A 26,071-nucleotide genomic window follows, 5' to 3' on the forward strand; every position below is an offset into this window, starting at 1 on the left:
TTGTATTGTCAATACAGACGAATCAAACTTTAAGAAAATGACACGTTTAAAAGCAATAAGCCCTGATGAGGCAACAGGCAAAACCAAAGAATTATTTGATGCAATACAGGGAAAATTAGGCCTGGTGCCGAATATGATGCGTACCATGGGGAACTCACCTGCACTGCTGGAAGGTTACCTTAACCTAAGCGGTGCGTTAAGTCATGGTAAATTAGGCGCTAAAACCGGTGAACTGCTTGCATTAGCTATCTCTCAGAAAAATAATTGTGATTACTGTTTATCGGCCCACACATTTATAGGTGAAAAACTGGTACATATTGATGCCAGCACTTTACAAAACGCACGCAACGCCAATGCTGCCGATGCAAAAACAGATGCCATATTGAAATTTGCCAATGTGCTGGTTAACAAGCAGGGATTGGTCAGTGATGCGGATGTTGATACCATTAAAGCAGCAGGCCTGACTGATGGCGAGATAGGTGAAATTGTGGGTCACGTTGCCCTTAATGTTTTAACCAACTACTTTAATAATACTGCAAATACAAATATTGATTTTCCGGTTGTTAACGCAGGTCAGCTTGTTTAAGCTATCAATCCAAATCTCATTGTACAGTAAAAGTTAGGGAATTTGCCTTGGCTTTTGCTGTATTAGTTAATTTTATAAAAAATATCAGCATGGAAAACAAACGATATCCGTTACCTCCATTTACAATGGAGACCGCCCTGCAGAAAGTACAGGCCGCCGAAGACGCATGGAATACAAAAGATCCTGAAAAGGTTTGTATGGCCTATACCATTGATACAGAATGGCGCAACCGTACCGATTTTATAAACGGGCGGGAGGAAGTAAAACAGTTTTTAAAACGCAAATGGGAAAAAGAGCTTGATTATAAACTTAAAAAAGAGCTTTGGGGTTTCAAAGATAACCGGATGGCTGTAAGGTTTGAGTATGAATGGCACGATGCAGCCGGCCAATGGTACCGCAGTTATGGTAATGAGTTATGGGAGTTTGATGAAAATGGCTACATGCAAAAAAGATTTGCCAGTATTAATGACCTGGCTATTGCCGAGACTGATCGAAAATTGTTTTAAATGTACAGTGATTAGAAATTAGTGATTAGAGATCAGCAGTTCAGAACTAACATTTCAACTTTACAACATTCAAACATTACAACAACCACCCCATGCTCACCACTCAAACAGCATTCACTTTAGTAAACCCACAAACAGGTAACCTTGCTTTCCGGCTATTTTCTTTTGATGACAACAGTAATTTTGATCATCTGCAAAGGCATAATTATTATACAGTAATTTGGGTTACAAAGGGTAGCGGGAAGCTGAGGTGGAATTTTTCAGAGTATGATTTTGAGACCAATACTTTGTTGGCCTTTGCAATTTACCAGCCGTTTATGGTAATTACAGATGAACCGTTTGAAGGTGTAGCCCTAAATTTTCATCCCGATTTTTTTTGCATCCACAAGCATGATAAAGAGGTATCATGCCATGGTGTTTTATTCAATAATATTTACGAGCCGCCTTTTGTAAGGGTTGATGAACATGCTGCCACAATATTTAAAATGGTGCTGGAGCAAATAAAAGCCGAAATGCAAAACCCGGCAATAGCCCAATATGAATTGCTTATATCATACCTCAAAATATTTTTAATAACAGCAGTACGGCTAAAAACGGAGCAACAACCTTCTGAACAGACCATACTTATAGATCGGAAAGAGCCTTTTATCCTTCAAAACTTAAAAGACGCCATCGAAGCTCATTTTAAAAAGAAACACTCGGCAAGTGATTATGCCGATATGCTTAATATTTCGGCAAAGGCATTGGCTAAACTTACCAAAACACATTTTAACCGTACCTTAACCGATATGATTGCCGAGCGGATTATTATTGAAGCTAAACGCGAGCTTTATCTTACCAATAAACCTGTGAAAGAAATAGCTTTTGAGTTAGGTTATGACGATGAATATTATTTCAGCAGGTTCTTTAAAAACAATGCGGATGTTTCACCGCAACTCTATCGTGATACTGTTGGGGCCGGGAGGGCTGTAATGGCTTAGTTATATTAAATAAAAATTCACGTAATACTTACACCTGTCTTTTTTTAACCAGTTGCCCTTCATTTATACCATTTTCTTTAATATCATCCTGGCACAGTTTAAAACTAACATAAAAAGCTGTTCCGGCTCCGGGTGTACTTTCAAATGTTATTTTCCCATTCTGTAATTCGGTAAATTCCTTGCATAACAATAATCCTAAACCAACGCCTTTTTCATTTTTTGTCCCGAAAGTTGACTCGGTTTTTAGCGAAAAGATATCATTTTGTTGTTGATAAGAAATCCCAATGCCATTATCTTTTATCATTATCCGGCAATCGGTGCCAATGGTATTTGCAGAAACGACGATTTGGCCGCCAGGATTGGTAAATTTAAGAGCATTATTTATTAAGTTTCTTATTACCAGCTGCAGCATATCCACATCCGCAACAACAAAGATGGAATCTTTTAATTGATCTGTCAGTTGAATGCCTTTTTCAGCCGCTACAGCCTGATGAATTTGTAAGGTAGTTTGTAGTGTTTTTTTCAAGTCTAACTTAACCATGTTTACTATTGCACCTTTCATTTGCGATTTACTCCACAAGAGTAAATTTACAAGCATTTCCTGTGTGTTTTGGGTAGAATTTAACAAACCCTTTTGCATAGATAATCTGTCATCCTCATTCAGTTTAAACTCCGAAAGTATTTCCAAATAATTTTGTATAGATGCTAAAGGCGACCTCAGATCATGCGCCAGGATAGAAAATAGTTTGTTCATTGTATTATTCGCATACTCCAGTTCGCTTGCTTTTTGCTCAACCAATTTCCTCTCCGTATGATAGCTTTTCCTGACAGTGGTAGTAACCAGGAAAATAAAAAACACAATAAAAATATAAGTATACCCAAAATCAATAAAACGGTGTTTATTATCAGGATAGGTATTAATTATTGCTTCCGGGTATTTGTATTCAACCGCAAGCAGTGTAATAACAATAAAAAGGTTAAGGGTTATCCAAAACCAATATTGTTTCTTAGGGATTGTTGAAATGGTAAGGAAATAAGAAAGTATAAAAATTAAAAGAGAGGGACCGTCAATGCCTGAATTATACTTAAAATTTACAATAATTATAATATTAATTGTAATCATGTATATGATGATACATGTATTCAGCTTCATTTTAAACCGGGAGTAATAATAACAGAAAGCCATGACGACAAATACAGCCACCATCAAAATAACCAATTGCTGGATGCCAAGCAGAAGATCTACAAAAACACAAAGAAACAAACCAATAGAAGTGATAAGACAAGCGGCATTAAAGATTCGCGCCTCTAAGGAGAAAACGGGAGGATACCCAAGACTTTTTTTCCAGAAAGATTGCATCATTTTAATTTGAATAATTATTGGTTAATAACTTCAAAGTGTAATAATGGTTTAATTACTATTTGTAGCAGAGATCGGTGTATATTAATAACTAAAAATAGGATTAATATTTCGTATATTTTGACATTGTTTGCTATTTCGAAGTGTGTGTGATTTTTTCTATAGAAGGTTTGCACGGTTACTGTTAAAATGAAGGGATTCATATATCGACAGATACAACAGCAGCTGTGCATTTTTATAATGTAAATAAGTTTTTTATGGTAAGTAAATTTCTCTTTTTTCTTGCTTTTGTATTGTTAGCTCATATAGTCCCTGGTCAAACAATATACCCTGATAATCAGATCCCCTCCAATACGCCTAAATTGTTTGGCAAAGGTGTTTTATCGGATGGTTTGAGCAATCGCGATTTTACCATTTCGCCCGCGGGAGATGAAATATTCTTTACCCTGCAGCAGCCCCGGTTTTTAAACAGCACCATATTGCGGATGCAAAAAGCCAATGGTAAATGGGGAAAGCCACAGGTTGCTCCGTTTTCAGGAAAATATAAGGATTTGGAAGCCTTTTTTACTTCGGATGGAAAAAGCATTTACTTCTCGTCAAACAGGCCTGTAAGCGGCACAACGCCTAAAAAGGATTTTGATATATGGAAGATCAGCCGCTTGCCCAATGGCCACTGGGGAACGCCAATGCATTTAGATACAATAGTGAATACCGATAAAGACGAGTTTTATCCGAGCGTTGCAAAAAACGGCGATCTGTATTTTACCGTTGAAGCAGCTTACGGAAAGGGAAAAGAAGATATAGTAATGTGCAGCCCGGTTAAAGGTGGCTATAGCAAACCGGTTAGTTTGCCCGAAGCCGTTAACTCCCCAAACTATGAGTTTAATCCATTTATTGACCCTGATGAGCAGTTTATTATGTTCACGTCTTTTGGCCGTAAAGATGACCTGGGTGGCGGCGACCTTTATATTAGCCATAAGGACAAGGGTGGTAACTGGCTGCCGGCAAAGCACCTGCCGGCCCCCGTTAATTCTGCCGGCATTGATTATTGTCCTTTTGTTACCCGTGATAAGAAATACCTCATTTTTACAAGCAACCGGGCTAATGCTGAATTTTCTGATGGCAAAACGAAAACCTATCAGCAATTAAAAAATATATTAGCCAGTCCCGGGAATGGATCCGATGATATTTATTGGGTAAAGTTTGACTGTAACTGGTAATTGTTTAAACTATTTACTTAATTGCAATTCAAACCGAATTATGAAAAACCTTACCCTGTGTTTGTTATTGTTAAGCTGTATGGCCAGTGCCCAGCAAAAGAATCCCTGGCCTCATCATAAAAAAGCGGTAATTGTGCTTACTTATGACGACGCGCTCGATTCACAATTGAAAACCGCCATCCCGCAATTAGATGTACATAATTTTAAGGGCACATTTTTTCTGACCGGCGAACTTAACAGCATCACTATTTCTAAATGGCGGGCGGCGGCTGCTGAAGGTCATGAGCTTGCCAATCACACGCTTTTTCATCCGTGCCTGAGCGAGACTATGCCAGATAACCCGGCAAATGCTGCTGAAAATTATTCCATCTATCAAATAATCCGCGAGATCTACACCATGAATAATTTTTTGTATGCGCTGGATGGTAAAAGCAGCCGCACCTATGCTTATCCATGTACCGAAACTGAAGTAGGAGGGAAAAGCTATGTTGATTCACTCCGGAAATCGGGCCTGATTAAATATGCGCGTGTTGGGGGAGACACCGAAGCTGTTATTAATGATTTTAAAAAGCTCGATCCATTACAAGTCCCATCTTATGGTTTAGACGATAGCACATCTGGCGATAAACTGATAGCTTTTGTAAAAAAGGTAGAGCAAAGTGGCGGTATGGGTGTTTTTATGTTCCATGGCATTGGAGCTGATTATATAACAACATCAACAGAAGCACATAAAGAACTATTGAATTACCTTGCAATAAATAGAAAAGAGATCTGGGTTGCTACTTTTCAGCAGGCAATGGACTATATTACACAGGTAAATAAAGGTAAATAATTCAATTTGCCGCAAACAAAATGTTTAATAAGCTAAAAAGTATTTTAACAGGCACAGGTTTAGTTTTTGACTATATCTATGACAATATTTATCGTATAGTAGCAGGCATCCCCCGCTTAAGCCGCTCGCAAATAACTGCCCATTTATTTTTAGGCAGTCAGTATAACTTATTAGGATTAGAAAAGCTGAAAGCCCTTGGCGTTACCGCCATTGTAAACATGCGCATGCACAATGATTATAGTGATGCCGAACATAAAGGGATCAAATACCTGCATTTACCCACTGTTGATAACACACCACCACCACTGGATGTATTAATAAAAGGAGCTGATTTTATTGATGAGGAAATAAAAAGAAAAGGCATTGTATACGTGCATTGCCGGCAGGGGCTTGGCCGCGGGCCAACCATGGCTATGGCTTACCTCATTAAAACAGGATTAACTTTTGAAGATGCATATGCGATGATAAAAAAGGTCAGGGTATTTATAAACCCGAGGCCGGGGCAGGTAAAGATGTTGAAGGAATTGGAGGAGTATTATAAAAATAAAATTTCGTAAATAGCGATAGGACATGCCCCCCACCAAAACTGAAAATATCGATTGGATAAATAACCTAAGGCTGGTTGCCTTATATGCCGTTATCGTATTGCATTGTACTTCCTTGTTGCTGATGCAATATGGAAAAGTTTCAATGGGCGATTGGCTGGTAGCGGATTTTTTAAACGCAGCCGTTAGATTCGCGGTGCCTGTTTTTGTGATGATAACCGGGGCATTATTATTACACCGGGAGTATGAAATTGGGAGCTTTCTTAAAAAGCGACTGGTAAGGGTCGTGGTTCCTTTCCTTTTCTGGAGTTTAGTTTATATTGGCTATTCCCTGTATAACGAGGAGATAGCTTTAACCCGTGATGTTTGGACAAACATTAAACTGGTTTTACACCTGTTAAAAATTGGCAGCTCGTATCACTTGTGGTATGTATATATGCTGATAGGGCTTTACTTTTTTATACCCGTTATAGGCAAATTTGTACGTCATGCTTCAGAGAAAGAGATTTTGTACTTTTTAGCAGTTTGGTTTGCTGTTATGCTGATAACGCAGCCTTATTTGGTGCGCTATAATCCGTCGGTTGATATGCATTATTTTGCAGGTTTTGTGGGCTACCTCGTGCTTGGCCATTATTTGGCTTTTAAAGATTTTAAAGTAAAGCACATGAGGCTGTGGATGATTCTGCTTTTTCTCTTTAGCATTGTGTTCATCACTGTTGGTTCCCGATGGGTCATGGCTGGTCATAAATGGCCGTCTACTATGTTTTTTGAGCCTGTGAGCCCGGCAATTGTTTTGCTTGCTGCGAGTGTGTTTCTTGTTTTTAAGCTTTCTTTACCTAAATTATCACCCCTTGTTATTCGCATTCGTGATTTTGCAGGTGGATTTAATTACGGTATTTACCTTGCTCATGCGCTGGTATTATACTTCCTGGAAGATCCTTTTGGCATTAGCTATAAGCTTTGTACGCCTATAATAGCCATCCCGCTTACTGCATTGATCTGTTTTATTATCACATTGCCATTGGTTTGGTTGGTTAGCAAGGTGCCTTTTGTGGGGAAATGGATTTCGGGGTGATGGGAGTACCTAACCCGATCTCCGCGTTACTCTGTGCATCTCTTTGCGAACTCTGTGGTAAAAATTAACCGCGGAGTTACCAGAGAGGGCACTGAGATCACCAAGGTCAGGTGCAATATCATCTCTAATAAAAAACTCCCAATAATTCATAATTTTTTTAAGAGATTTGTGCCCTTGCAAACTCTGCTGATTAATGAAGAAACTAACTGAAAGTAATGCAGCCCGGTCTGCGGCAATATTAATTTTGATAACTTTCGTGCTCCGCTGCCTTATTGCAGGTTATACCGGGCTTGGTATCGGCGAATCATATTATTTCAGGGGAGCGCTTAATTTTGATTTAAGTTATTTCGACCAGCCGCCTTTGTTTTTTTGGCTGAGTGGTATCAGTGTAAAAATATTCGGATTAAATAATTTCGGGCTCCGGTTCCCGGCGGTATTGCTGTTTGCCGGTACCAGCTGGCTGATTTTTTTGGTTACCCAAAAATTATTTACAGCAAGGGCAGGTTTTTGGGCAGTTGTTGCAATAAATTTAAGCGCGGTGTTTACCGTAGCTATTGCCTGCTGGTTTCAGCCCGATGCGCCTCTGATGTTCTTCTGGATGCTGGCAACCTACTATATTGTTCAATTGATGGTAGGGCCAGGCGCCGAAAAATCAGAAACTACCCGTTACAGCCGCAAAACCTGGTTGTTATGGCTGGCAGTTGGTGTAAGCATGGGCTTTGCCACATTGAGTAAATACCATGTGCTGTTTTTATTTGCCGGGGTATTTATGTTTGTGGTAACTAATAAAAGTCAGCGCCATTGGCTTCGTCATCCAGGGCCTTATTTGGCGGTTTTAATTACCATTATTATGGCCTTCCCGGTTTTGTGGTGGAATGCCCATAACGGTTGGGTATCGTTCATCTTCCAGGGCTCAAGGGCAGGCGCTAACACGGAGCATTTTAAGCTGCACTTTGATTGGTTTTTTCGCAGCATAGGCGGGCAGGCCGCGTTCCTGCTGCCATGGATTTGGTTCCCCATTGTAAGGCAGCTGTATATTTCGTATAAATTGCGTAAGCAACTGCTGGCGTATAGTTTTACCTTTTGGATGGCCATATTGCCTATCGTATTTTTTACAATGGTTACGCTATGGTCAAACCTGCAATTTCACTTCCACTGGCAGGCGCCTGGTTACATGATGCTGTTTATACCTTTAGGCTTTGCTATTGATAAAAGCTTAACCAGTGCTGATAAGCGGGCAAGGCTTAATCGCAGATGGATCAGTTTTTCTATTTACTTTACTATTATAACCATTGGTTTGCTTGGCACGCACATGGTGACCGGTTTTTGGCAATGGTATGGGCCTAAGTGGATAGTGTATCAACTTCATAAAGATAATAACGACCCGACCATACAAGGGGTTGATTATACCGATATAAAAACCCGTTTTGATAAAGAGGGCTGGACAAACAATCCCAACATATTTACAGGTACCCCGCGCTGGTGGCTGACCGGTAAGGTAGACTGGGCGCTTAAAGGAGCAAAAGATATCACAGTATTTAACAGCGACCCGCGCAACCTGGCTTTTATGGTTGAACCTAAAAAGCTAATAGGAAAGGATGCCATAATAATAAGCGACCAGGAACAACTGGATGTTAATGCAGATGCCAAGCCATTTTTTGATAGCGTAACGCAATTGCCGGATATCGAAATAATCCGCAGCGGGAGGGTGGAGTATAAGCTGCAGGTTTTTTATGGGAAGAACTTTCATGTGCCTGCCGGCAAGCGCATGGATTTGCCGTTGTATAGGCAATTGATCGGGTTGCCACCGTTTGGAAAATGAGATATACACGAATAGCACGAATTGATTCGAATTTCACGAATTAATAAAGGCAAGAGAATTAAATTGGCACGAAGTAAGAAACATATTTACACTAATCAATATCCCTAATTATACGAATGAATTTATTGAATATAAAAGATCAACAAACAGACAACCCCGCCATCCAAAATTCGTGTAATTCGATCAAATTCGTGAGATTCGTGTCCACTCAAAGATCAAATAACCCCGCCATCCAAAATTCGTGCAATTCGAATCAATTCGTGAAATTAGTGTTCACTCAATTAGTGTCCATTCTGTTTCTTTTATCGCCATTTTTTCTATCGGCACAAAATATTAGTATCATCCCATTGCCGAAATCAATTATAAAGACTAACGGGCAGTTTCAATTAAACAGCAATACTATTATTGGTATGAATAGCAACTCATTGCTTCCACAAGCCTATTATCTGCAAAAAGAGCTGCAAAAAACAAACGGGATGGTTATTGAGATTGATCCGAATGAGGTAAAAGCATTGATAGACCTTCAATTGGTAAAAAAAGACGAATTACCCGGTTCATACACGTTAAAGATCGAATCAAATAAAATAACAATTACGTCATCAGGCAACGAGGGTATTTTTTACGGGTTGGTTTCATTAATTCAAATGATAAAGACGCAGCCGGTTGGTGCCATAGTTAATTTAACAACCGGCGAAATAAATGATGCCCCGAGATTTCAATGGCGGGGTTTTATGCTGGATGAATCGCGCCACTTTTTCGGTAAAGAAAAGGTAAAGCAATTGCTGGATTGGATGGCTTTTTACAAGCTGAATAAGTTTCACTGGCACCTTACAGACGTTGATGGCTGGCGGATTGAAATTAAAAAATATCCTAAATTAACTTCTGTTGGAGGAATAGGTAACAAAACTGATTCACTGGCTGAAGCAAAGTATTATACACAAGCCGATATTAAAGAGGTTGTGGCATACGCAGCCGAGCGGTTTATAACTGTAATCCCCGAAATTGATATGCCCGGCCATGCAACAGCTGCTAATAAGGCCTATCCGGAATATAGCGGTGGCAGCATTAATAAGTACCCCAACTTTACATTCGATCCGGCAAATGAGAAAACATACCAGTTTCTGGCTGATATCCTTAAAGAAACAAATTCATTATTCCCGGCAGGAATGATCCATTTGGGTGGTGATGAAGTGGCTTTGGGCATCCAGGCCTGGGCAGGCAAACCCGCTATTATGGACTTAATGGCGAAAAACAGGTTTACTTCACTTGCCGATCTTGAGCATTACTTTTTTCGCCGCATGGCTGATACTGTTATCGGTATGAATGATAAGATCCTTTGCTGGGATGAAGCTGCTGAAACCGACCTGCCTGCTGATAAAACAATTGTATTTTGGTGGCGTCAAAATGTTCCATCGCAATTACAGCTGGCGCTCCAAAAAAAATACCAGGTGGTACTTTGTCCGCGACTCCCGCTATATTTTGATTTTGTGCAGAATAAAAGTCATGTTTCGGGCCGTAAATGGAACGGAACTTTTAACAGCGTAAGCAGCGTTTATAATTTCCCTTACAAGGAATTCCCGGCTGATCAATTACAGTCAAGTCAAATACTTGGCATCCAGGCAAACATCTGGACAGAACTTGTGGGTTCGGAAAAACGATTGGATTTTATGGTCTTTCCCCGTATGGCTGCACTTGCAGAAGCCGCATGGACAGATTCGGCAGCCAAAGATGAAAATTCATTTAATGAAAGATTACGATCTGATTTTGTACTATATGATAAGGCCGGGATCTATTACTACGATTCTTTAGATCCTGCAGCACATCCCGAAGCTATTGATTTTGCCCCAAAAATTGTAAAGCCGGCTGTTAAAGGGAAACGTCATAAACGTGGGCACAAATTGACTTTGCGTGAACGGCATATAAAGGGTAATCATGCAAAAGCCATATTAAAACCACATCATACAAAAACATCCGGCAAGCGAAAAACAAAGCACCGCTAAAGGGACTATTTGTAAAATTTGGCTTAATGTTTTTCACTATTTTCATTAAATATTGATGCATAATAGCATTACTTTTAACTGTTTAAATTAAAGTAATACTTATTAAGCGATATCATTTTGAAAAGCAGCTGCACTAATACTAAAAGACACAAGCCGGTAACCTTACTGGCCGTTATTATAATACTAATGGCATTTGCAAATGATGCCTACAGCCAGGTTGAAGTTGAACCCTGGGGTAATTTAACCGGCATTCGCAAACACGGACAGCTTTTTGATTTTGAATCGAGCATTAAAGTTGTCAACACCAATAGCAAGCATGTAACCTCAACTGCTAAAGAAATGCAGCAGCCACATTATAAGCGCGTTAGTGACGAAGAGCAACAGATTACAACAAGGATAGATAGTTTATTTTTTAAGGAGAACGTTAACGATGATGGCGCCGGAAAAATAAAGGTAACCATACAAATGACATCGCATAAGGATACCATATTACAAGGTGTCTATTTCTGCGTAACGCTGCCTAATGTGTTTTTAAACGCAGATCTCCGTTACTCGGATGGTGATAAACGCGAGCTTGATCATTTTATTAAGGCTGCCGCCGCTGAATATGATGACAATGCAAAGGAAATTGAGTTTGAAACGCCTAAACGTAAATTAAGTGTTAAACCAGGTGAGAAGTCCCTGATTATGGTGAGGATGGATTCTATCCATAATAAATTACTGTTATACATCCCCATAAAGCTTGGCGATGTGAAAAATGGCGAGGTAGTTGCAAAGCAATTCACGATAGAGGCATCCGGGGATGTAGATGAAACCCCGGTTAATCTTGCCTTAAATACCACTCAGCAAGGTCGGGCGTTTGAGGGTCTTGGCGGGAATTTCCGGCTGCAAAACCCTAAAATGGATCCCCAGGTTATCGATTATTGCCTGCAAAATCTGCGTGTGGCCTGGGGCAGAGTTGAAATGCCATGGCGATTTTGGCAACCTGATAAGGATGTTGATCCTATAGCTTCAGCAGATTCCGGTAAAGTAAACCCGGCTGTTAAAAAAGCGATGGAAATGGCGCACCGCTTGGATAGCATGGGTATCCCGATTATCCTTTCTGCATGGTTTCCGCCAAATTGGGCCGCTGAGGGTAAGCTGAACTTTCGCCCTGTAAATGGCATTTGGGGTAATAAGCTCAACAAGGAAAATATGGATGCCATATATAAATCAATTGCCGATTATATCATCTACCTGAAAAACAAATACGGCACAGAAGTGAAACTGTTTTCGTTCAACGAATCTGATCTCGGGATCAATGTTCGTGTAACTGCACAGGAGCATGATAATTTTATAAAAGGATGCGGCGCTTATTTTGTTGCTCATGGCCTTAAAACAAAAATGCTGCTTGGCGATAACTCTGATGCTACAACTTATAATTTTATTGACCCTGCGATGAATGATGCTGCTGCCAGGCCATACATAGGCGCGGTTTCCTTTCACTCGTGGCGGGGATGGGATAATGCAACATTGAAAAAATGGGCCGATGCTGCAAAGAAACTGAATGTTCCCCTGATTGTTGGCGAGGGAAGTATAGATGCTGCAGCATGGAACTACCCGGATATTTTCCAGGAGCAAAGCTACGCACTGGAGGAAATAAACTTATATACCCGGCTATTAGCAATTTGCCAGCCCAGATCCATATTGCAATGGCAATTAACGGCAGATTACTCACCCCTGATCGGCGGTGGTATTTTTGGAAATAATGAACCGCTGCACCCCGGTCAAAGATTCTGGAACCTTAAGCAATTATCAATAACGCCAAAAGGATTATTTGCCATGCCCATAACATGCGACAAATCTGAGATTTCATGTGCAGCTTTGGGCGATAATACTAAGGGTACCTATGCTGTTCATATAGTAAATAACGGCACCACACGTCAGGTAACCTTAACAGGTTTGCCTGCCGGTGTAAAGCAACTGAATGTTTATATCACCAGTAAGACATTAAACATGAAACAAGGCCATCTGTTACAAGTAAAAAATGGAGGGGTGAACTTTAAATTACCGGCTACATGTTATGCAACGTTAATAAGCCAGTAGCCGGAATATAAACACCCTGCTGTTTATAAGACCGGCAGGGTGTATTTAACTGATTTTATGATTTTTATGGATTCTCTACACTGGTATCCTGGGCTAAAATTGCGTCGTCAGGTGTTTTACCCAGGTCATTGTCAAGATTGTAGAGGGCATCGTCATTAGCTGTTGCACCGCCTGCCTTTTTAATCTTGGCAAGCAGATCAAGAGCCATTGTTTCTTCTTCTGTTTGTTCCTTTACAAACCATTGCATAAAATTCCAGGTTGCCCAATCTTTTTCAAGCAGGCTCAAGTCAACAATACTGTAAATCTTTGAAGTGTTTTCTACTTCCGAATTAAATACCTTTTCAAAACAGTCATTTACACTCACAGGATCGGGGCCTGCTTCCGGGATTGCCGTCACCACTACTTTTCCGCCTCTTTTTAAAATGTATTCCAGGACTTTCATCATGTGATTGCGTTCCTCGTTTGAATGACGAAAGAGGAAGTTAGCAATACCATCATAGCCATTATTGCTGGCCCATGCTGCATAACTGAGATAGATCTGTGCATTATGCGCTTCATTGGTCATCTGATCGTTCAGGGCTTTTGCAAGCGGATCAGAAAGTCGGTTAGTGTTCATAAGGATTTATTTAAACACTAAACTAATAGCACGGGAAAATGTTTATTATATCTTAATCGCCCCACAAATAATTATGGCGTTATATTTAGATATAAAAATTGGAAAGGCTTATTTATAAGCAGAAATATGATTGTTTTTTATGCTGAGGACGAATGACTTACCCACGCTTATTTTTATGCTCCTGTTTTGAAGCATGGCTTTTATGGCTTCGTCATCTTTTAAAGCTTCGTACAAGTCGCGTGCAACTGCTGATCCGCTGATGTTGTTGGTCACTTTGCCATTCTCTAAAGCTATATTGAAGGTGTAGCCTGATTTTCCGCGATCACCTGCAGATTCAAAATCAGTGATGTTTAATTTAAACTGCTGTTCTTCGTTAAGGCTTCTTTTTAAATGCAAACGAATTACCGGGATATATCTTTTCCAGGTAGTTAAGTATTTTCTTTCTTCCATGTAAGACCGTAAAGGTATTATTATTTATACACGAATTTGTTAAACCGGGCAGATTATTCGTCTCTCGCTGGTTTTGAGGTATATAAAACAAGTTGGTGGCGTAATTTGTATAGTAAATTGGCACGTTTACACCTCTTATAGCCGGTTTAAGGCCGCTAAATTTGTTTATTATTAATTAATTGTAAAATGCCGGATTCAAATAAAAGCTTGAGAACCTGCGACAATGGCCATAAATATTACAAAAGCAGCGATTGCCCAACATGCCCGATTTGCGAACAGGAAGGTAAACCGGTAGAAGGTTTCCTTTCATTACTTGGAGCACCTGCAAGACGAGCATTGGAGAACAACAGGATAAAAACTGTGAAACAGCTTTCAGAATTTACCAAAGCTGATATTTTAAAGCTGCATGGGATGGGGCCGGCTTCAATCCCCAAATTGCAGGCTGCGTTAGCTGCCGAAGGATTATCATTTAAGAACAAAGGGAAATAAAACTCCCCCAAACCAATTAAATTATGTTTAAAGACACAAAAGCATTCAGTGGTTTCTCAGTAAACGACATGCAAAAAGCAAAAGAATTTTATAATGGAACGCTCGGTATCAATGTTTCTGAAAATGATATGGGGATAATGACCCTGAAAATATCTGGCGGAACAGACATTATCGTTTACCCTAAACCGAATCATGAGCCCGCAACATTTACTATTCTAAACTTTGCGGTAGCTAATGTTGACAAAGCAGTAGATGAGCTGACCAAAGCCGGAGTTAAATTTGAGCATTATGATTTTGGTGATATAAAAACCGACGAAAAAGGTATTATGCGCGGTAATGGTATGGGTCCGGATATTGCCTGGTTTAAAGATCCTGCCGGAAATATTTTATCGGTGCTGAAGGAGGGATAAATATCCTTCAATATATCATAAGCCTAAACCAAACATCTGTATATTAGTATTCACAACAATGGAAACAATATACAACACCATCGGTACAAGCTATAATGCAACAAGACAGGCTGACCCATTTTTAGTTGGCCGTCTTTTGCATTTTTTAGAACCTAAACCCGATAAGCTATACCTGGACATTGGGTGCGGCACAGGAAATTATACCATCGCACTTGCAAATCAGGGTTTAGACTTTGTAGGGGTAGAACCTTCGGAAGCAATGCTGAAAGAAGCACGAAAACGAAATGAACGAATTACCTGGCTGCAGGGAACTGCGGAGCAAATACCGGTTGAAGATAACAGTTTTGATAGCGCTATTGCTACGCTTACCATTCACCATTGGGCAAACCTTAATCAATCACTAAAAGAAATTTACAGGGCGACAAAGCTGGGTGCCAGGCTGGTTATCTTTACCGCTACTCGTCAACAAATGGAGGGATACTGGCTTAATCATTATTTTCCAGGAATGCTTAGTTCTGCTATAGCTCAAATGCCATCATTCGATCTCATTAATGATGCGCTCACAAAAGCAGGCTTTGAAATTGCAACTACTGAAAAATACTTTGTAAAAGATGACCTGCAGGATAACTTTCTATATACGGGGAAACACAGACCTGCCCTTTATTTAAATGAGGAGATAAGAAAAGGGATCTCCTCATTTGCAGCACTGTCCAATGCAACAGAAGTAGAAGCTGGCCTGTCGAAGCTTCACGCTGATCTGGAAAGCGGCCAATTCATTAACATAAAGAAGACCTATGAAAATGATTTGGGTGATTACCTTTTTATTGTTGCCGAAAGGAAAACTGCAATTCCTGTTATATAATGAGTCATTTCAAAAATTTTCCGGCAATAGCTCAAGATCTTCAGCAAACAAAGCTTTATCTCCTTTAACCATAAAAACCTTAGCTAAATTAAGCTGTAGACTCTCTTTTCCAGGCGCCTTTAGTTTGATATGCTTTTTAAAATGGATCAACACCCTGTCGCCTTTTTCCAGCATGGATAGATTCTGCTGCGTCCCGGAGACTTTTTCAATGCTAATCGTTTTAACATCTCCCGGAGATAATTTGTCTTCAGCGGTAATGTCAAAAGCATCCTGAATTATTTTCACAACGAAATTAGAATGATTTACAATAAGCAAATCAGCATGCAACGTATCCTGTTGATAGTAGTTTTTAAAACGGAAGTTAAGGCCGGAAATAGCAATTTCCTGGTTGGTTAAAAACAGGAATGGGGGCTGCGGAAGTTGTTTTAAAGTTTCGAGATATTTCCTTTGATTTTCGGAGAACCCTCCATCTGTATTGAAAGAATAACCGATTACAGGCTTTACATATTTTTTAAGGTAAGCCAGGTACTCACTTTTTTCTGCTGTAGCTTTTAGCGATAAAGTTGATGTGCGATCGCTGCCTGTTACTTTATAGGTGATGGAAAAATTATAAGTTGGCTTAAAACTTCCATGCATTCCGGTGATTTGGTAAAGCTTATAATTATTATAGGGGTTGAATTTTAATGTTAAGGTGGTATCACTTCCCTGCTTCAATAAAAAAGGCGTGAATGCTGATGTAGGTAATGAATGGGAACCATCAATTGTGCTTATGGCAATTTCCTGCATTTCCAGGTCTTTTGACGCGATATTTGAAAGCTTGAGTTGCGCACTTAATTCCTGTTGTTTTATATCTCCCGTAAGGGCAGGTTCTACATTTAATGCGCCAGTGTTTATATTATCAGCATTGTAGGCTAATTCATTTGCATTGCTTAGTGACTTTTTATTATTGTTTGTGCAGCTATAAAATAAAGTGGTAGTAAAAATGAGTAACAGGGGTAGCTTCATATTGGAGATTTGGATTGTGGGTGTTTAAAAAGGTTATATCAAAAGTAAAATTATAAAATACCTTAAGGCTTAAATTACGGGTAACGAATACTCCGTGTTTCTCTGTGCCTTCTCTTTGCGCCCTTAGCAGTTTAAAATTAACCACAGAGGTCGCTAAGAAGGCACAAAGATCACAAAGACTGAATTTTATTTTAGGATTTTAAGTTTACTACTGTTGACATAACCTTAGAATTAATATTATCAATAACCTGTAACTGACCAGATTGAATAAGCATGCGGCGGTGCCTGGATCAATACACGACCGTCAGCAGCTACTGTTTGGATCCAGCTTGAAACCCCGGTATATTCTTTGATCTGTTTATTTGCCCAATTGGAAGTTACCCATTGCTGTTGCCAGTAATCGGTTCCGTTAAAATAAACAATTACACCCGGCGCAGCACCGTAACCATTTCTCCTGTCGATGTATTGATCGCTGGCGGAATATAAATTGGTAGTTGTGCCGCCCGCTAGCGTTCTATGGATCCAGATTAAATTGTTCATCCGGCTTTTAGTAAGCCATGTCTCATAGTCATTATAAAATACGCAAGGGTAGCCTTCATGGGTCATAATATAGGCATAGGCCGAATATTTATTCCCGATGATATCGGTATCATGATTAGATACAAAGGTTACTGCTTTAGCTGCGTTCCTCTTCAATAACATATCGTCATTAAGGTGCGTAAGGTCATTACTATCAAATGCTGAATGCATGGCGTAGAAGCAGGCAAAGTCAAATGCCGAAGAGGTACCGCCGGTAGCATTTACCCAGTTTTGCAAATTTGCTGCGTTGCCATCCCAGTCTTCGCCTACGGCAAAACCACCAACGCTATTTACATAGTTTTGAACAACCCAAGCGCCATAGCCTAACACATAGTCAAAACGCCATCCATCATAATGCATGGTGTTTTTATAATACCTTGACATGCTGTAGGTAGCATTGTAAACCCAATTAGAAACGTTGGCCTGGGCATGGCACAGATCTGGAAACCCGCCAAATGCACCTTCATCAGAAGCATGAATATTGTTGGGATGAAAGTCGCTATATGTTCTTGGGAATTTACCTGAAAGCGGAATAAATTTGGTATATGTGTTTGTACCAGTGTATGGGTTTGCCTCTAAAGCGCCGCCACTGCTGTGGTTCAATACCATATCTGCATATACTTGTATATTATGGCTATGTGCGTTTGAGATTAATGTATTAAGGTCGGTTAAATTGCCAAACCTGGTAGTTACCGATCCCATTTGATTATAAGTGCCAAAATCAAAATAATCGAAGGGATCGTAGCCCATGCTTGAGCCGCCACTTTGTCCTTTTGTTGCCGGTGGCAGCCATATGGCCGAGATTCCGGCGGCGTCCCATGCTGCTATTTTGCCGTTAACAGTGGTCCACCATGATCCTGCAGGCGTATTCCAGTAAAAAGCCTGCATTAATACACCGCCGCCAGGACCGGGGGCCGCAAATGATGAAGTGTTTTTGATCTTAATGTCAACCGCCGGCGCGGTAGCTTTCACATCTGTTTTTTTACATTGTGAAAAGGTTAGCAGTACCAGGAAAAGGAACGCCTGACTTAGCTTGTAGAATTGTTTTTTCATAATTTTGGTTTTAAATAATATTTACAATTGGTTTTAATTGTCTTTCTCATTGCTTCGGGAACGTTCCCGGAGCATAATGCAAAGCATCAGGTATAATTACTACATTAATAAGCCTGTTTTAAATAAACTCAACCGAATTTATAGGCACAACAAAATCATGCAAATAAGTAAGCCGTATTATTTAAGTGGCGATTAAGCCAAATCAATTTTTTAATATAAACAGAACAGGGTATAAGTATTGTAATTGGTTTAGTAATTGGCGTAAGCTACGCGTTGAAACTAAGTTACAGTAATGAATAATAATTGCAAATTGATTTTTAGTAAATATTGAAATTAATTCTGAATTATGTTTTTTGTGAATATTAATTATTGAGAAACTTTTATTTCTGATAGTTGCACGTTAATTAAATTGGATTTTGTCGGGTGCTTATAATTTAAATGATCTTTATCCTTAAAATACATGTACAAAATACACTAACTGTTTTTTACTTGTAGTTAATTCAATTTACGGTAACGTTCCCGGAAAGAGGCCCCGGATTTGTCTTTGATGGAATTTACGAGGGAGACAACACGCTGATTTTCTGCGCGATTTTGAATTTTTGAATTAGATTTTGAGCAGAACCGGGTGTTTATAAATGCCATTCAGTTTATCAAAGCGTATTGGCAAGTTTTATAATTTCACTCACCCGCACGGCATCCGTTACATCATTACTGTATTCATCTCCAACAGTATCGCCCATAATAATGTGTTCATTTTTATACTTCATTTTGCTCAGCACATGTACCCTGGCTGATGAATGGACTTCAGTTGCGCCGGTAAAACGCACCAGGTCGGCAACGTTGGCTTCATTTACACCGCTTCCGGGCATTATTGTTATACGGCTTGCAGCTTTACTTATAAGGCGGGCTATATTATATGCCCCTTCCATTGCAGTGCTTTTACCGCCTGATGTTAAAATGCGTTCGCATCCCAGCTCAATAATATCTTCCATGCTTTGGAAAAGATCAGCGCACATATCAAATGCACGATGAAAGGTTACACCTAAACCCCATTGTTTAGCAAGGGAAATCATTTCGGCGCAGCGTGCCTTATCAATTGTGCCATCTTCATTAAGCATACCAATTACCACTCCGTCACAACCGGCCTCAATGCAGTACCTGATATCGGCCATCATTATATTAAACTCCAGGTCGGTGTATAAAAAATCACCACCGCGCGGTCTTATCAATACGTATAATTTAATATGAAGAAGCTTACGGGCCATTAATATTTCCCCGTGGCTGGGAGTAGTTCCGCCTTCAAATAAGTTTTCGCAAAGCTCAACACGAACAGCCCCGCCATTTTGTGCCGCTAATGCAGATGTTACCGAATTGGCGCACACTTCGAGTGAAACGGGATAGCCTATGGTTGACGGTTCAGTGTTACTCATATTTCATGTAGTTTGTAGTTAGGCCAACTATAAACTTTTAATTAATTGAAAATTAGAACTTTTATAAATGATTTTTAACGAAATATTGATGTGAATAGTTTTAGTTTGCAGTTAATATTTGCGCATCCTTCAACCGTGAATTATTAACTATAAACCACCTCAACAATCAATAAAAGCTTTTACCAGGAATCAGCAGATCTTGCTTGTCGGCATTGCAAACTGCAAATGAAAAACCTTTTTGAATGGCAAATGCGCCATATTCTCCCTTTTTATTGAGAGCCAAAAAACCAACCTGGATATCTTTAGCAGTATCGGGCTTCTTTTTTATAATACGTTTAACAGCCTCTTTGCAGGCATCTTCAGGAGAATATCCCTGGCGCATTAGTTCAACAACTAAAAAGCTGCCCACATTACGGATCACTTCTTCGCCAACCCCGGTAGAGGTTGCACCTCCAACTTCATTATCAACATATAGGCCCGCACCTATTATTGGACTGTCACCAACACGGCCATGCATTTTAAATGCCATCCCGCTGGTAGTGCACGCGCCTGATATATTACCTTTGGCATCAATGGCCAGCATGCCTATGGTATCATGATTATATTTATTGCCAGGAGCATGCTGCTTGTTCTCAATATTCATTACCGGGGAATATTTGGCTGTTTTAAGCCATTCTTTCCAAGCTTTTTCTGATTCGGGAGTGAGTAATTTCTCTTTTTTAAACCCTTGTTCAATAGCAAATTGGGTGGCCCCATCGCCAACAAGCATTACATGCGGAGTTTTTTCCATTACCAGCCGCGCAACAGATATTGGGTGCGCAATACCCTCCATAGCTGCTACAGAACCACAATTACCAAATTCATCCATTATACAGGCGTCAAGGCTAACATGGCCGTCACGATCAGGATAACCGGCCCTGCCGACAGTATGGTTGTTCATGTCTGCCTCCGGGATCCTCACGCCGGCTTCAACAGCATCCAAAGCCCTGCCGCCTTTTTCAAGTGTTTTCCAGGCTTCTTTATTGGCAACAATTCCGAAATCCCATGTTGAAATAACAACAGGAACACCAGAAAAAGCAGCGGGAATAGCTGCCCTTGCAATTTTTGATGTTGATAATGCCGCTAATGAAACACCAGCAGCCGATATTTTTATAAAGTTACGGCGGTTATACATAACCGCTAATATAGAAATTAGGTTTCATAACGCTTAATGTATCTTTATTGATACAATTGAATTTTTATAGGGCGACCCTTAGTTAAGTCGTCATTTTTAGCATTCCTATCCTGGCTTTTTGTTCTAATAAATAAACCAATAATTAATGAGATTATAAGGCCGGTAACAAACTGGCCAACTATTGCCATCATCACCTGGGCGCCAGTTGAACTGCTTGCTTACCATTACCGAATGCTGGTTTATTTGCTGCTGCGACTCTCCATTAGCAATCATAGTTTTTTGAGCATCCTTAACCATAAGCTCTGCATAGCCGGGGTTTAGATACTATTCAAAATTCTGCTGGCAATTATGGCAATGCCAGTTTTTTTGGCTGTGAAACGGATTTGCCAGGTTCATCAGTGTATTTAAAAGCCCGCTATCTTTGCCTTCGGTAATATTGCTCACGTTGGTTGAAGCACAATAAGGGCATACCACATAGGTGTTATTTTCATCATCTATTTCAAAATGATCACTTTCATGCAGATCGCCTTCGCTTGCTAAAATTTCACGGCATCTTTCTATATCCTTTTCAAAAATTTTTAACTTTACACCACCAACCGCCTGGTTATAAATGGGGTTGCCCATAACTATATTTTCATCGGCAATAAAACAGGAAATCCCATTGGCCTCAAGCCGGCTGCGGATAATATGCGCAAGCATTGGATCGTAATACGATTCAAATGTTATTATTTTATCTTCGTCGGCATTCATTTATGCAAAATAATAAATTTTGTACGAAGATACCGGGTTTTTATTTAATTTGGATGACATGAACCGTATTGACAGAGTTTCGGCTATATTAATTCAATTACAATCGCGAAGGGTGGTTAAAGCCAGTGATATAGCCGAGCGGTTCAATATAAGCTTGCGCACTGTTTACCGGGATGTAAAAACATTGGAAGAAGCGGGAATTCCGATAATAGGAGAGGCGGGAGTTGGATATTCTATTGTTGATGGATACCGTTTGCCGCCTGTGATGTTTACCAAAGAAGAAGCCACCGCTTTTTTAACCGCCGAAAAGTTTGTCGAGAAACTTACTGATGCCTCAACTACTGAGCACCATAAATCGGCCATGTATAAAATTAAGGCAATATTAAAAACTGCTGAGAAAAACTTACTGGAAGATATTGATGGTAATATTGAAGTGCTTAGAAGCCATAGCCAGCTTCGTGTTGATAATAAAGATCACATTCAGACCTTGCTAAATAGCATCGCCCAAAAAAGTGTATTGCATATTAATTATTTTGCCAACCACAGCCAGGAGCATACCAAAAGAGATGTTGAACCAATAGGTATTTTTTATAAGGATAGCTACTGGCACCTGATAGCCTATTGTTTATTACGGGCCGCATACCGCGATTTCCGGATAGACAGAATAAACCATATTGAAGTTACAGGCAGAACTTTTACCAGCAAACATCCAACGTTGAAAGCTTACATTGCCCAAACCGTTAAAGAGCAGGAACTGGATATGGTGATAATGCGGGTTGATAAAGCAGTGTGCAGGCACCTTGAATATCAGAAGTACTATAGTGGTTTTATTTCTGAAAAAAACGTAGGCAACCAAATAGAAATGACATTTCTCACAACATCTTTAGAAGGCTTTGCCCGCTGGTTTATGATGTTTGGCGACCAGGCCGAAATTATAAGCCCTGATAGCTTAAAAGAAAGAGTAGGGAACATAGCCTCCGCAATAGCTCAAAAAAATCTTCAATTAACAAATTCCTACTGACATAGGGCTGTCATTAGCCATTGTTTAATTTGTGTAAACAAACAAAGCAACCGTTTTTAAACGGTCCATTACACATTTTAAATTGCATCGTTATGCATTACTGGATAGTAGTAGTTTCAAAAGATCATATTGCCCATGGCGTTGAGGGTGGTTTTATGCAGGCTAATCATGGCAAGCAAGGGCCTTTAAAACGAATGGGTGCTGATGATTGGGTAATATTTTATTCGCCCAAACAAACATTTTCAGGAAATGAGCCTTGCCAGGCGTTTACCGCAATTGCCCAGGTTACTGATGATAAGATCTATCAACACAAAATGACAGCGGATTTCATTCCATACCGCAGGAACATTAAATATTTTAAAAGCAGGGAAACACCAATTACCCCGCTTATAAATAAACTGGATTTTATAAAAAATAAAACCTCGTGGGGCTATCAATTTCGCTTTGGATTTTTTGGGATCCCGGAGAGTGATTTCAAACTAATCAGAAATAAAATGTTGATTAAGTTGATTGGGTGAGTGGTTGATTGAGTTAAAAAGCAGTCACCACCCATAAAGAAAAACTTAATCAACCCAATCAACATAATCTAACTTAATCAACTAAAACATGAGCACATTAACATTAAACACAACCATCAACTTTAAGGCCCCTATTGCCGAAGTTTGGAAAGGGCTTACTGACCCTGCCATTGTAGAACAATATTTTTTTGGAACACATTTGAAATCCGACTGGAAGGTTGGTGATCCGATAACTTTCAGCGGTGAATGGGAAGGACATAAATATGAGGACGGCGGAATAATCCTGGATATTGATGCGCCAAAATTATTGAAGTACACTTATTGGAGCAGTATGGGTGGGACAGAAAATAAGCCTGAAAATTATAGTAACATCACTTATGAACTAAGCGAAACAGGTGGCGAAACTACCCTGATCATAACCCAGGATGGCGTTAAAAACCAGGAAGCGATGGATCATTCTGAGCAAAACTGGCAATCTGTTTTTGGTGAATTGAAAAAAATTATTGAAAAATAATTGTTTATGTAATTATTTAATTGATCTTTATAAATAATTCATTGAATGTTTTTTATATGTCAATATAACTTATAGTAATGATAGCCAAAACCGAAATATCCAGCCAAAATCAATTCTATCTTACCGGCATTTCAGTAAGAACAACCAATCAAAACGGGCAATCGCAAAAAGACATTGGCGGGCTATGGACAAAGTTCACAACCGGGAACATGATGCAACAAATTGCGGGCAGGCTAACCGATGATATGTATTGCGTCTATACGGATTACGAGACAGATCATACCGGTGCTCATACCGCAGTATTAGGTTGCAAGGTTAATTCTTTGGATAATATTCCTGGCGGGTTTATCGGCATAACTATACCTGCAGATAAGTACCAGGTTTACTATTTGGAAGGCCAGTTTCCCGCCAATATTGGCGAAGCGTGGCAACAGATCTGGACAAGTGATATAGACAGGAAATATACCGCTGATTATGATTTTTATAAAGCAGATCCAAAAAGCTTTGAAGAAACAGAATCGAGGATTTATTTGGCAGTTAAATAGAGACGAATTTATAAAGGGATGGGTTTCAACCCATCCCTACAAAACCAGCCGAGCCTTTGGCTCAAAAAAACAATTACATTTTAACCCAGGAAGAAACCAGAGGTGTCGCCTCGGACAATATTGTAACAACGGATTTTAATTCGTTGAAATTTAACTATAACGAATTATCTGATAAAGCTCAGTCGTTTACCGGCTTCATGTTCAATTAAACTTCCATTAGCCCACACAACCTTCCCTGAAACAATGGTATAGGCGATTTTCGATTTAAAAATAGTGCCTTCAAACGGGCTCCACTTGCATTGGTATAATATATTGTCCTTATTTACTTTCCACGGGGCATTTAAATCTGCCAGCACAAGGTCGGCCCAGTAGCCTTCGCGGATAAAACCCCGTTTTTCTATTTGAAAGCAAACAGCAACATTATGCGCCATTTTTTCAGCTATTTGCTCTAAGCTAATTTTTCCCTGGTGAAATAATTCAAGCATCGCAGGCAAAGCATGCTGTACCAATGGTCCGCCGGAAGGAGCTTGCAGATAGGGCAATGATTTTTCTTCCAAAGTATGTGGGGCATGGTCGGTTGCTATTACATCAATACGGCCGTTAAGCACCGCTTTTAAAATGCCATCGCGGTCGTGCGCAGTTTTTACAGCCGGGTTCCATTTTATCAGGTTGCCTTTGGTTTCGTAATCCTTGTCGGTAAACCAAAGGTGATGGATACAAGCTTCGGCGGTTATTCTTTTATCCTTTAGCGGAACTGAGTTATCAAATAGGTAAGTTTCTTTTTCGGTTGAGAGATGTAAAATATGCAGCCGGGTGTTGTGTTTTTTTGCCAGGTCGACTGCCATTGACGAGGATTTATAACAGGCCTCGGCGCTGCGGATCTTAGGGTGCAGCCTTACCGGAATGTTTTCGCCCAGTAATTGTTTGTAGTGTTCAAGATTGCTTTTTATAGTGGCCTCATCCTCACAATGCGTGGCAACCAGCATAGGCGACTGTGCAAAGATCTTTTCGAGCGTATTAAGATCGTCCACTAACATATTGCCGGTTGACGATCCCATAAAAACCTTTATACCGCAAACACTGCTTGTATCTGTGCGCAATACCTCATCAATATTATCATTTGATGCACCCATGAAGAACGAGTAATTGGCCAGCGAGGTTCTTGCGGCTATATCATATTTATCCTGCAGCAATTGTTGTGTGAGCGTATTAGGAACTGTATTTGGCATCTCCATAAATGAAGTTATGCCGCCGGCAACTGCCGCTCTTGACTCAGAGTAGATAGTTGCTTTATGAGTTAGGCCCGGCTCACGGAAATGTACCTGGTCGTCAATACAGCCGGGGAAAAGATATAAGCCTTCGGCATTGATCTCCTTATCGGCAACGGCATCAATTTGTTTATCAATCCGATCAATAAAGCCATCTTTCACCAAAACATCAGCAATAAACTGCTGATTTTCATTAACTATTGTTGCCGATTTTATAAGAATTGAGCTCATAAGGCAAAGATAGTCTTTAGGTAACTTCTAAAAACTCCTTTTTTTTCGAAAGCGTCGATTTCGATGTTTTTAAAAAAAAGGCGTTTTTAGTTTTGTTTACATAAAACGGTGATTTTTAAGTATGTATTGCTGTTTTTGTTCATTA

At 39.8% G+C, this 26,071-nt stretch carries 26 protein-coding genes; 17 read left to right on the forward strand and 9 right to left on the reverse strand.

Annotation, left to right across the window (positions count from 1 at the left end; genetic code table 11):
- Nucleotides 1-37 precede the first annotated feature (37 nt).
- The 3 genes from JWQ54_RS08745 (at nucleotide 38) to JWQ54_RS08755 (ending at nucleotide 2,072) form a co-directional block, all read left to right on the forward strand.
- Complete coding sequence (locus JWQ54_RS08745; protein WP_299583182.1) at nucleotides 38-586, forward strand: carboxymuconolactone decarboxylase family protein; 549 nt, start codon at nucleotides 38-40, stop codon at nucleotides 584-586.
- A gap of 89 nt (nucleotides 587-675) precedes the next feature.
- Entirely contained in the window at nucleotides 676-1,092 is a 417-nt protein-coding gene (locus tag JWQ54_RS08750; protein WP_299583185.1) for a nuclear transport factor 2 family protein, read from the forward strand.
- Nucleotides 1,093-1,184: 92 nt separating this feature from the next.
- Nucleotides 1,185-2,072, forward strand: coding sequence for a helix-turn-helix domain-containing protein (locus tag JWQ54_RS08755; protein ID WP_299583188.1), 888 nt, complete (start codon nucleotides 1,185-1,187; stop codon nucleotides 2,070-2,072).
- Between the two features lie 28 nt (nucleotides 2,073-2,100).
- On the opposite strand, the gene JWQ54_RS08760 is transcribed toward JWQ54_RS08755, so the two are convergent.
- Nucleotides 2,101-3,435, reverse strand: coding sequence for a sensor histidine kinase KdpD (locus JWQ54_RS08760; protein WP_299583191.1), 1,335 nt, complete (start codon nucleotides 3,433-3,435; stop codon nucleotides 2,101-2,103).
- A 254-nt stretch (nucleotides 3,436-3,689) separates the two neighbouring features.
- Between JWQ54_RS08760 and JWQ54_RS08765 the strand changes: the two genes are divergently transcribed.
- The 7 genes from JWQ54_RS08765 to JWQ54_RS08795 all read left to right on the forward strand — a co-directional run bounded on the left by JWQ54_RS08765 (nucleotide 3,690) and on the right by JWQ54_RS08795 (nucleotide 13,011).
- Nucleotides 3,690-4,652 (forward strand): hypothetical protein, encoded by a 963-nt coding sequence (locus JWQ54_RS08765; RefSeq protein WP_299583194.1) that lies wholly within the window; start codon nucleotides 3,690-3,692, stop codon nucleotides 4,650-4,652.
- Nucleotides 4,653-4,692: 40 nt separating this feature from the next.
- The gene (locus JWQ54_RS08770; protein WP_299583197.1) at nucleotides 4,693-5,484 is read left to right on the forward strand and encodes a polysaccharide deacetylase family protein; all 792 of its coding nucleotides are present in this window, start codon (nucleotides 4,693-4,695) and stop codon (nucleotides 5,482-5,484) included.
- 20 nt (nucleotides 5,485-5,504) lie between these two features.
- Complete coding sequence (locus JWQ54_RS08775) at nucleotides 5,505-6,041, forward strand: dual specificity protein phosphatase (RefSeq protein ID WP_299583200.1); 537 nt, start codon at nucleotides 5,505-5,507, stop codon at nucleotides 6,039-6,041.
- Between the two features lie 13 nt (nucleotides 6,042-6,054).
- A complete protein-coding gene (locus tag JWQ54_RS08780; protein WP_299583203.1) occupies nucleotides 6,055-7,104 on the forward strand; it encodes an acyltransferase family protein in 1,050 nt (349 codons plus the stop codon).
- Between the two features lie 193 nt (nucleotides 7,105-7,297).
- A complete protein-coding gene (locus JWQ54_RS08785; RefSeq protein WP_299583207.1) occupies nucleotides 7,298-8,926 on the forward strand; it encodes a glycosyltransferase family 39 protein in 1,629 nt (542 codons plus the stop codon).
- A 284-nt stretch (nucleotides 8,927-9,210) separates the two neighbouring features.
- On the forward strand, nucleotides 9,211-10,926 hold the full coding sequence (locus JWQ54_RS08790; RefSeq protein ID WP_299583210.1) for a beta-N-acetylhexosaminidase: 1,716 nt from the start codon (nucleotides 9,211-9,213) through the stop codon (nucleotides 10,924-10,926).
- A gap of 117 nt (nucleotides 10,927-11,043) precedes the next feature.
- Nucleotides 11,044-13,011, forward strand: a complete 1,968-nt coding sequence (locus JWQ54_RS08795) for a hypothetical protein (protein WP_299583212.1) — start codon at nucleotides 11,044-11,046, stop codon at nucleotides 13,009-13,011.
- Between the two features lie 64 nt (nucleotides 13,012-13,075).
- Here JWQ54_RS08795 and JWQ54_RS08800 read toward each other — a convergent pair whose 3' ends face one another.
- Together JWQ54_RS08800 and JWQ54_RS08805 are read right to left on the reverse strand one after the other, a co-directional pair.
- A complete protein-coding gene (locus JWQ54_RS08800) occupies nucleotides 13,076-13,627 on the reverse strand; it encodes a ferritin (protein WP_299583215.1) in 552 nt (183 codons plus the stop codon).
- A gap of 108 nt (nucleotides 13,628-13,735) precedes the next feature.
- Nucleotides 13,736-14,077 (reverse strand): hypothetical protein, encoded by a 342-nt coding sequence (locus JWQ54_RS08805; protein WP_299583218.1) that lies wholly within the window; start codon nucleotides 14,075-14,077, stop codon nucleotides 13,736-13,738.
- A 186-nt stretch (nucleotides 14,078-14,263) separates the two neighbouring features.
- Between JWQ54_RS08805 and JWQ54_RS08810 the strand changes: the two genes are divergently transcribed.
- The 3 genes from JWQ54_RS08810 to JWQ54_RS08820 are packed head-to-tail and all read left to right on the forward strand — an operon-like array spanning nucleotide 14,264 to nucleotide 15,838.
- Nucleotides 14,264-14,566: an RNA polymerase alpha subunit C-terminal domain-containing protein gene (locus JWQ54_RS08810; RefSeq protein ID WP_299583221.1), complete on the forward strand. Its 303-nt coding sequence runs from the start codon at nucleotides 14,264-14,266 to the stop codon at nucleotides 14,564-14,566.
- A 23-nt stretch (nucleotides 14,567-14,589) separates the two neighbouring features.
- The gene (locus JWQ54_RS08815; RefSeq protein WP_299583224.1) at nucleotides 14,590-14,976 is read left to right on the forward strand and encodes a VOC family protein; all 387 of its coding nucleotides are present in this window, start codon (nucleotides 14,590-14,592) and stop codon (nucleotides 14,974-14,976) included.
- 58 nt (nucleotides 14,977-15,034) lie between these two features.
- Nucleotides 15,035-15,838, forward strand: a complete 804-nt coding sequence (locus JWQ54_RS08820) for a class I SAM-dependent methyltransferase (protein ID WP_299583226.1) — start codon at nucleotides 15,035-15,037, stop codon at nucleotides 15,836-15,838.
- A 9-nt stretch (nucleotides 15,839-15,847) separates the two neighbouring features.
- Here JWQ54_RS08820 and JWQ54_RS08825 read toward each other — a convergent pair whose 3' ends face one another.
- The 5 genes from JWQ54_RS08825 to JWQ54_RS08845 form a co-directional block, all read right to left on the reverse strand.
- Nucleotides 15,848-16,843, reverse strand: a complete 996-nt coding sequence (locus JWQ54_RS08825; RefSeq protein ID WP_299583229.1) for a hypothetical protein — start codon at nucleotides 16,841-16,843, stop codon at nucleotides 15,848-15,850.
- Between the two features lie 240 nt (nucleotides 16,844-17,083).
- Entirely contained in the window at nucleotides 17,084-18,475 is a 1,392-nt protein-coding gene (locus JWQ54_RS08830; RefSeq protein WP_299583232.1) for an alpha-amylase, read from the reverse strand.
- Nucleotides 18,476-19,125: 650 nt separating this feature from the next.
- Nucleotides 19,126-19,905: a copper homeostasis protein CutC gene (locus JWQ54_RS08835; protein WP_299583235.1), complete on the reverse strand. Its 780-nt coding sequence runs from the start codon at nucleotides 19,903-19,905 to the stop codon at nucleotides 19,126-19,128.
- Nucleotides 19,906-20,071: 166 nt separating this feature from the next.
- Nucleotides 20,072-21,079, reverse strand: a complete 1,008-nt coding sequence (locus tag JWQ54_RS08840) for a N(4)-(beta-N-acetylglucosaminyl)-L-asparaginase (RefSeq protein WP_299583238.1) — start codon at nucleotides 21,077-21,079, stop codon at nucleotides 20,072-20,074.
- A 324-nt stretch (nucleotides 21,080-21,403) separates the two neighbouring features.
- Entirely contained in the window at nucleotides 21,404-21,829 is a 426-nt protein-coding gene (locus JWQ54_RS08845; RefSeq protein ID WP_299583241.1) for a DUF2007 domain-containing protein, read from the reverse strand.
- A 19-nt stretch (nucleotides 21,830-21,848) separates the two neighbouring features.
- Between JWQ54_RS08845 and JWQ54_RS08850 the strand changes: the two genes are divergently transcribed.
- From JWQ54_RS08850 to JWQ54_RS08865, 4 genes are all read left to right on the forward strand, one after another.
- Nucleotides 21,849-22,850, forward strand: coding sequence for a YafY family protein (locus tag JWQ54_RS08850; RefSeq protein ID WP_299583244.1), 1,002 nt, complete (start codon nucleotides 21,849-21,851; stop codon nucleotides 22,848-22,850).
- Between the two features lie 92 nt (nucleotides 22,851-22,942).
- Nucleotides 22,943-23,368 (forward strand): EVE domain-containing protein, encoded by a 426-nt coding sequence (locus JWQ54_RS08855; protein WP_299583247.1) that lies wholly within the window; start codon nucleotides 22,943-22,945, stop codon nucleotides 23,366-23,368.
- Between the two features lie 88 nt (nucleotides 23,369-23,456).
- Entirely contained in the window at nucleotides 23,457-23,882 is a 426-nt protein-coding gene (locus tag JWQ54_RS08860; protein WP_299583250.1) for an SRPBCC family protein, read from the forward strand.
- A gap of 77 nt (nucleotides 23,883-23,959) precedes the next feature.
- The gene (locus JWQ54_RS08865) at nucleotides 23,960-24,427 is read left to right on the forward strand and encodes a GyrI-like domain-containing protein (RefSeq protein ID WP_299583252.1); all 468 of its coding nucleotides are present in this window, start codon (nucleotides 23,960-23,962) and stop codon (nucleotides 24,425-24,427) included.
- Nucleotides 24,428-24,591: 164 nt separating this feature from the next.
- Here JWQ54_RS08865 and JWQ54_RS08870 read toward each other — a convergent pair whose 3' ends face one another.
- On the reverse strand, nucleotides 24,592-25,926 hold the full coding sequence (locus JWQ54_RS08870; RefSeq protein WP_299583255.1) for a dihydroorotase: 1,335 nt from the start codon (nucleotides 25,924-25,926) through the stop codon (nucleotides 24,592-24,594).
- Nucleotides 25,927-26,071 lie beyond the last annotated feature (145 nt).

This window comes from Mucilaginibacter sp. (assembly GCF_028288225.1).
In the GTDB taxonomy this organism is placed as follows: Bacteria; Bacteroidota; Bacteroidia; order Sphingobacteriales; family Sphingobacteriaceae; genus Mucilaginibacter.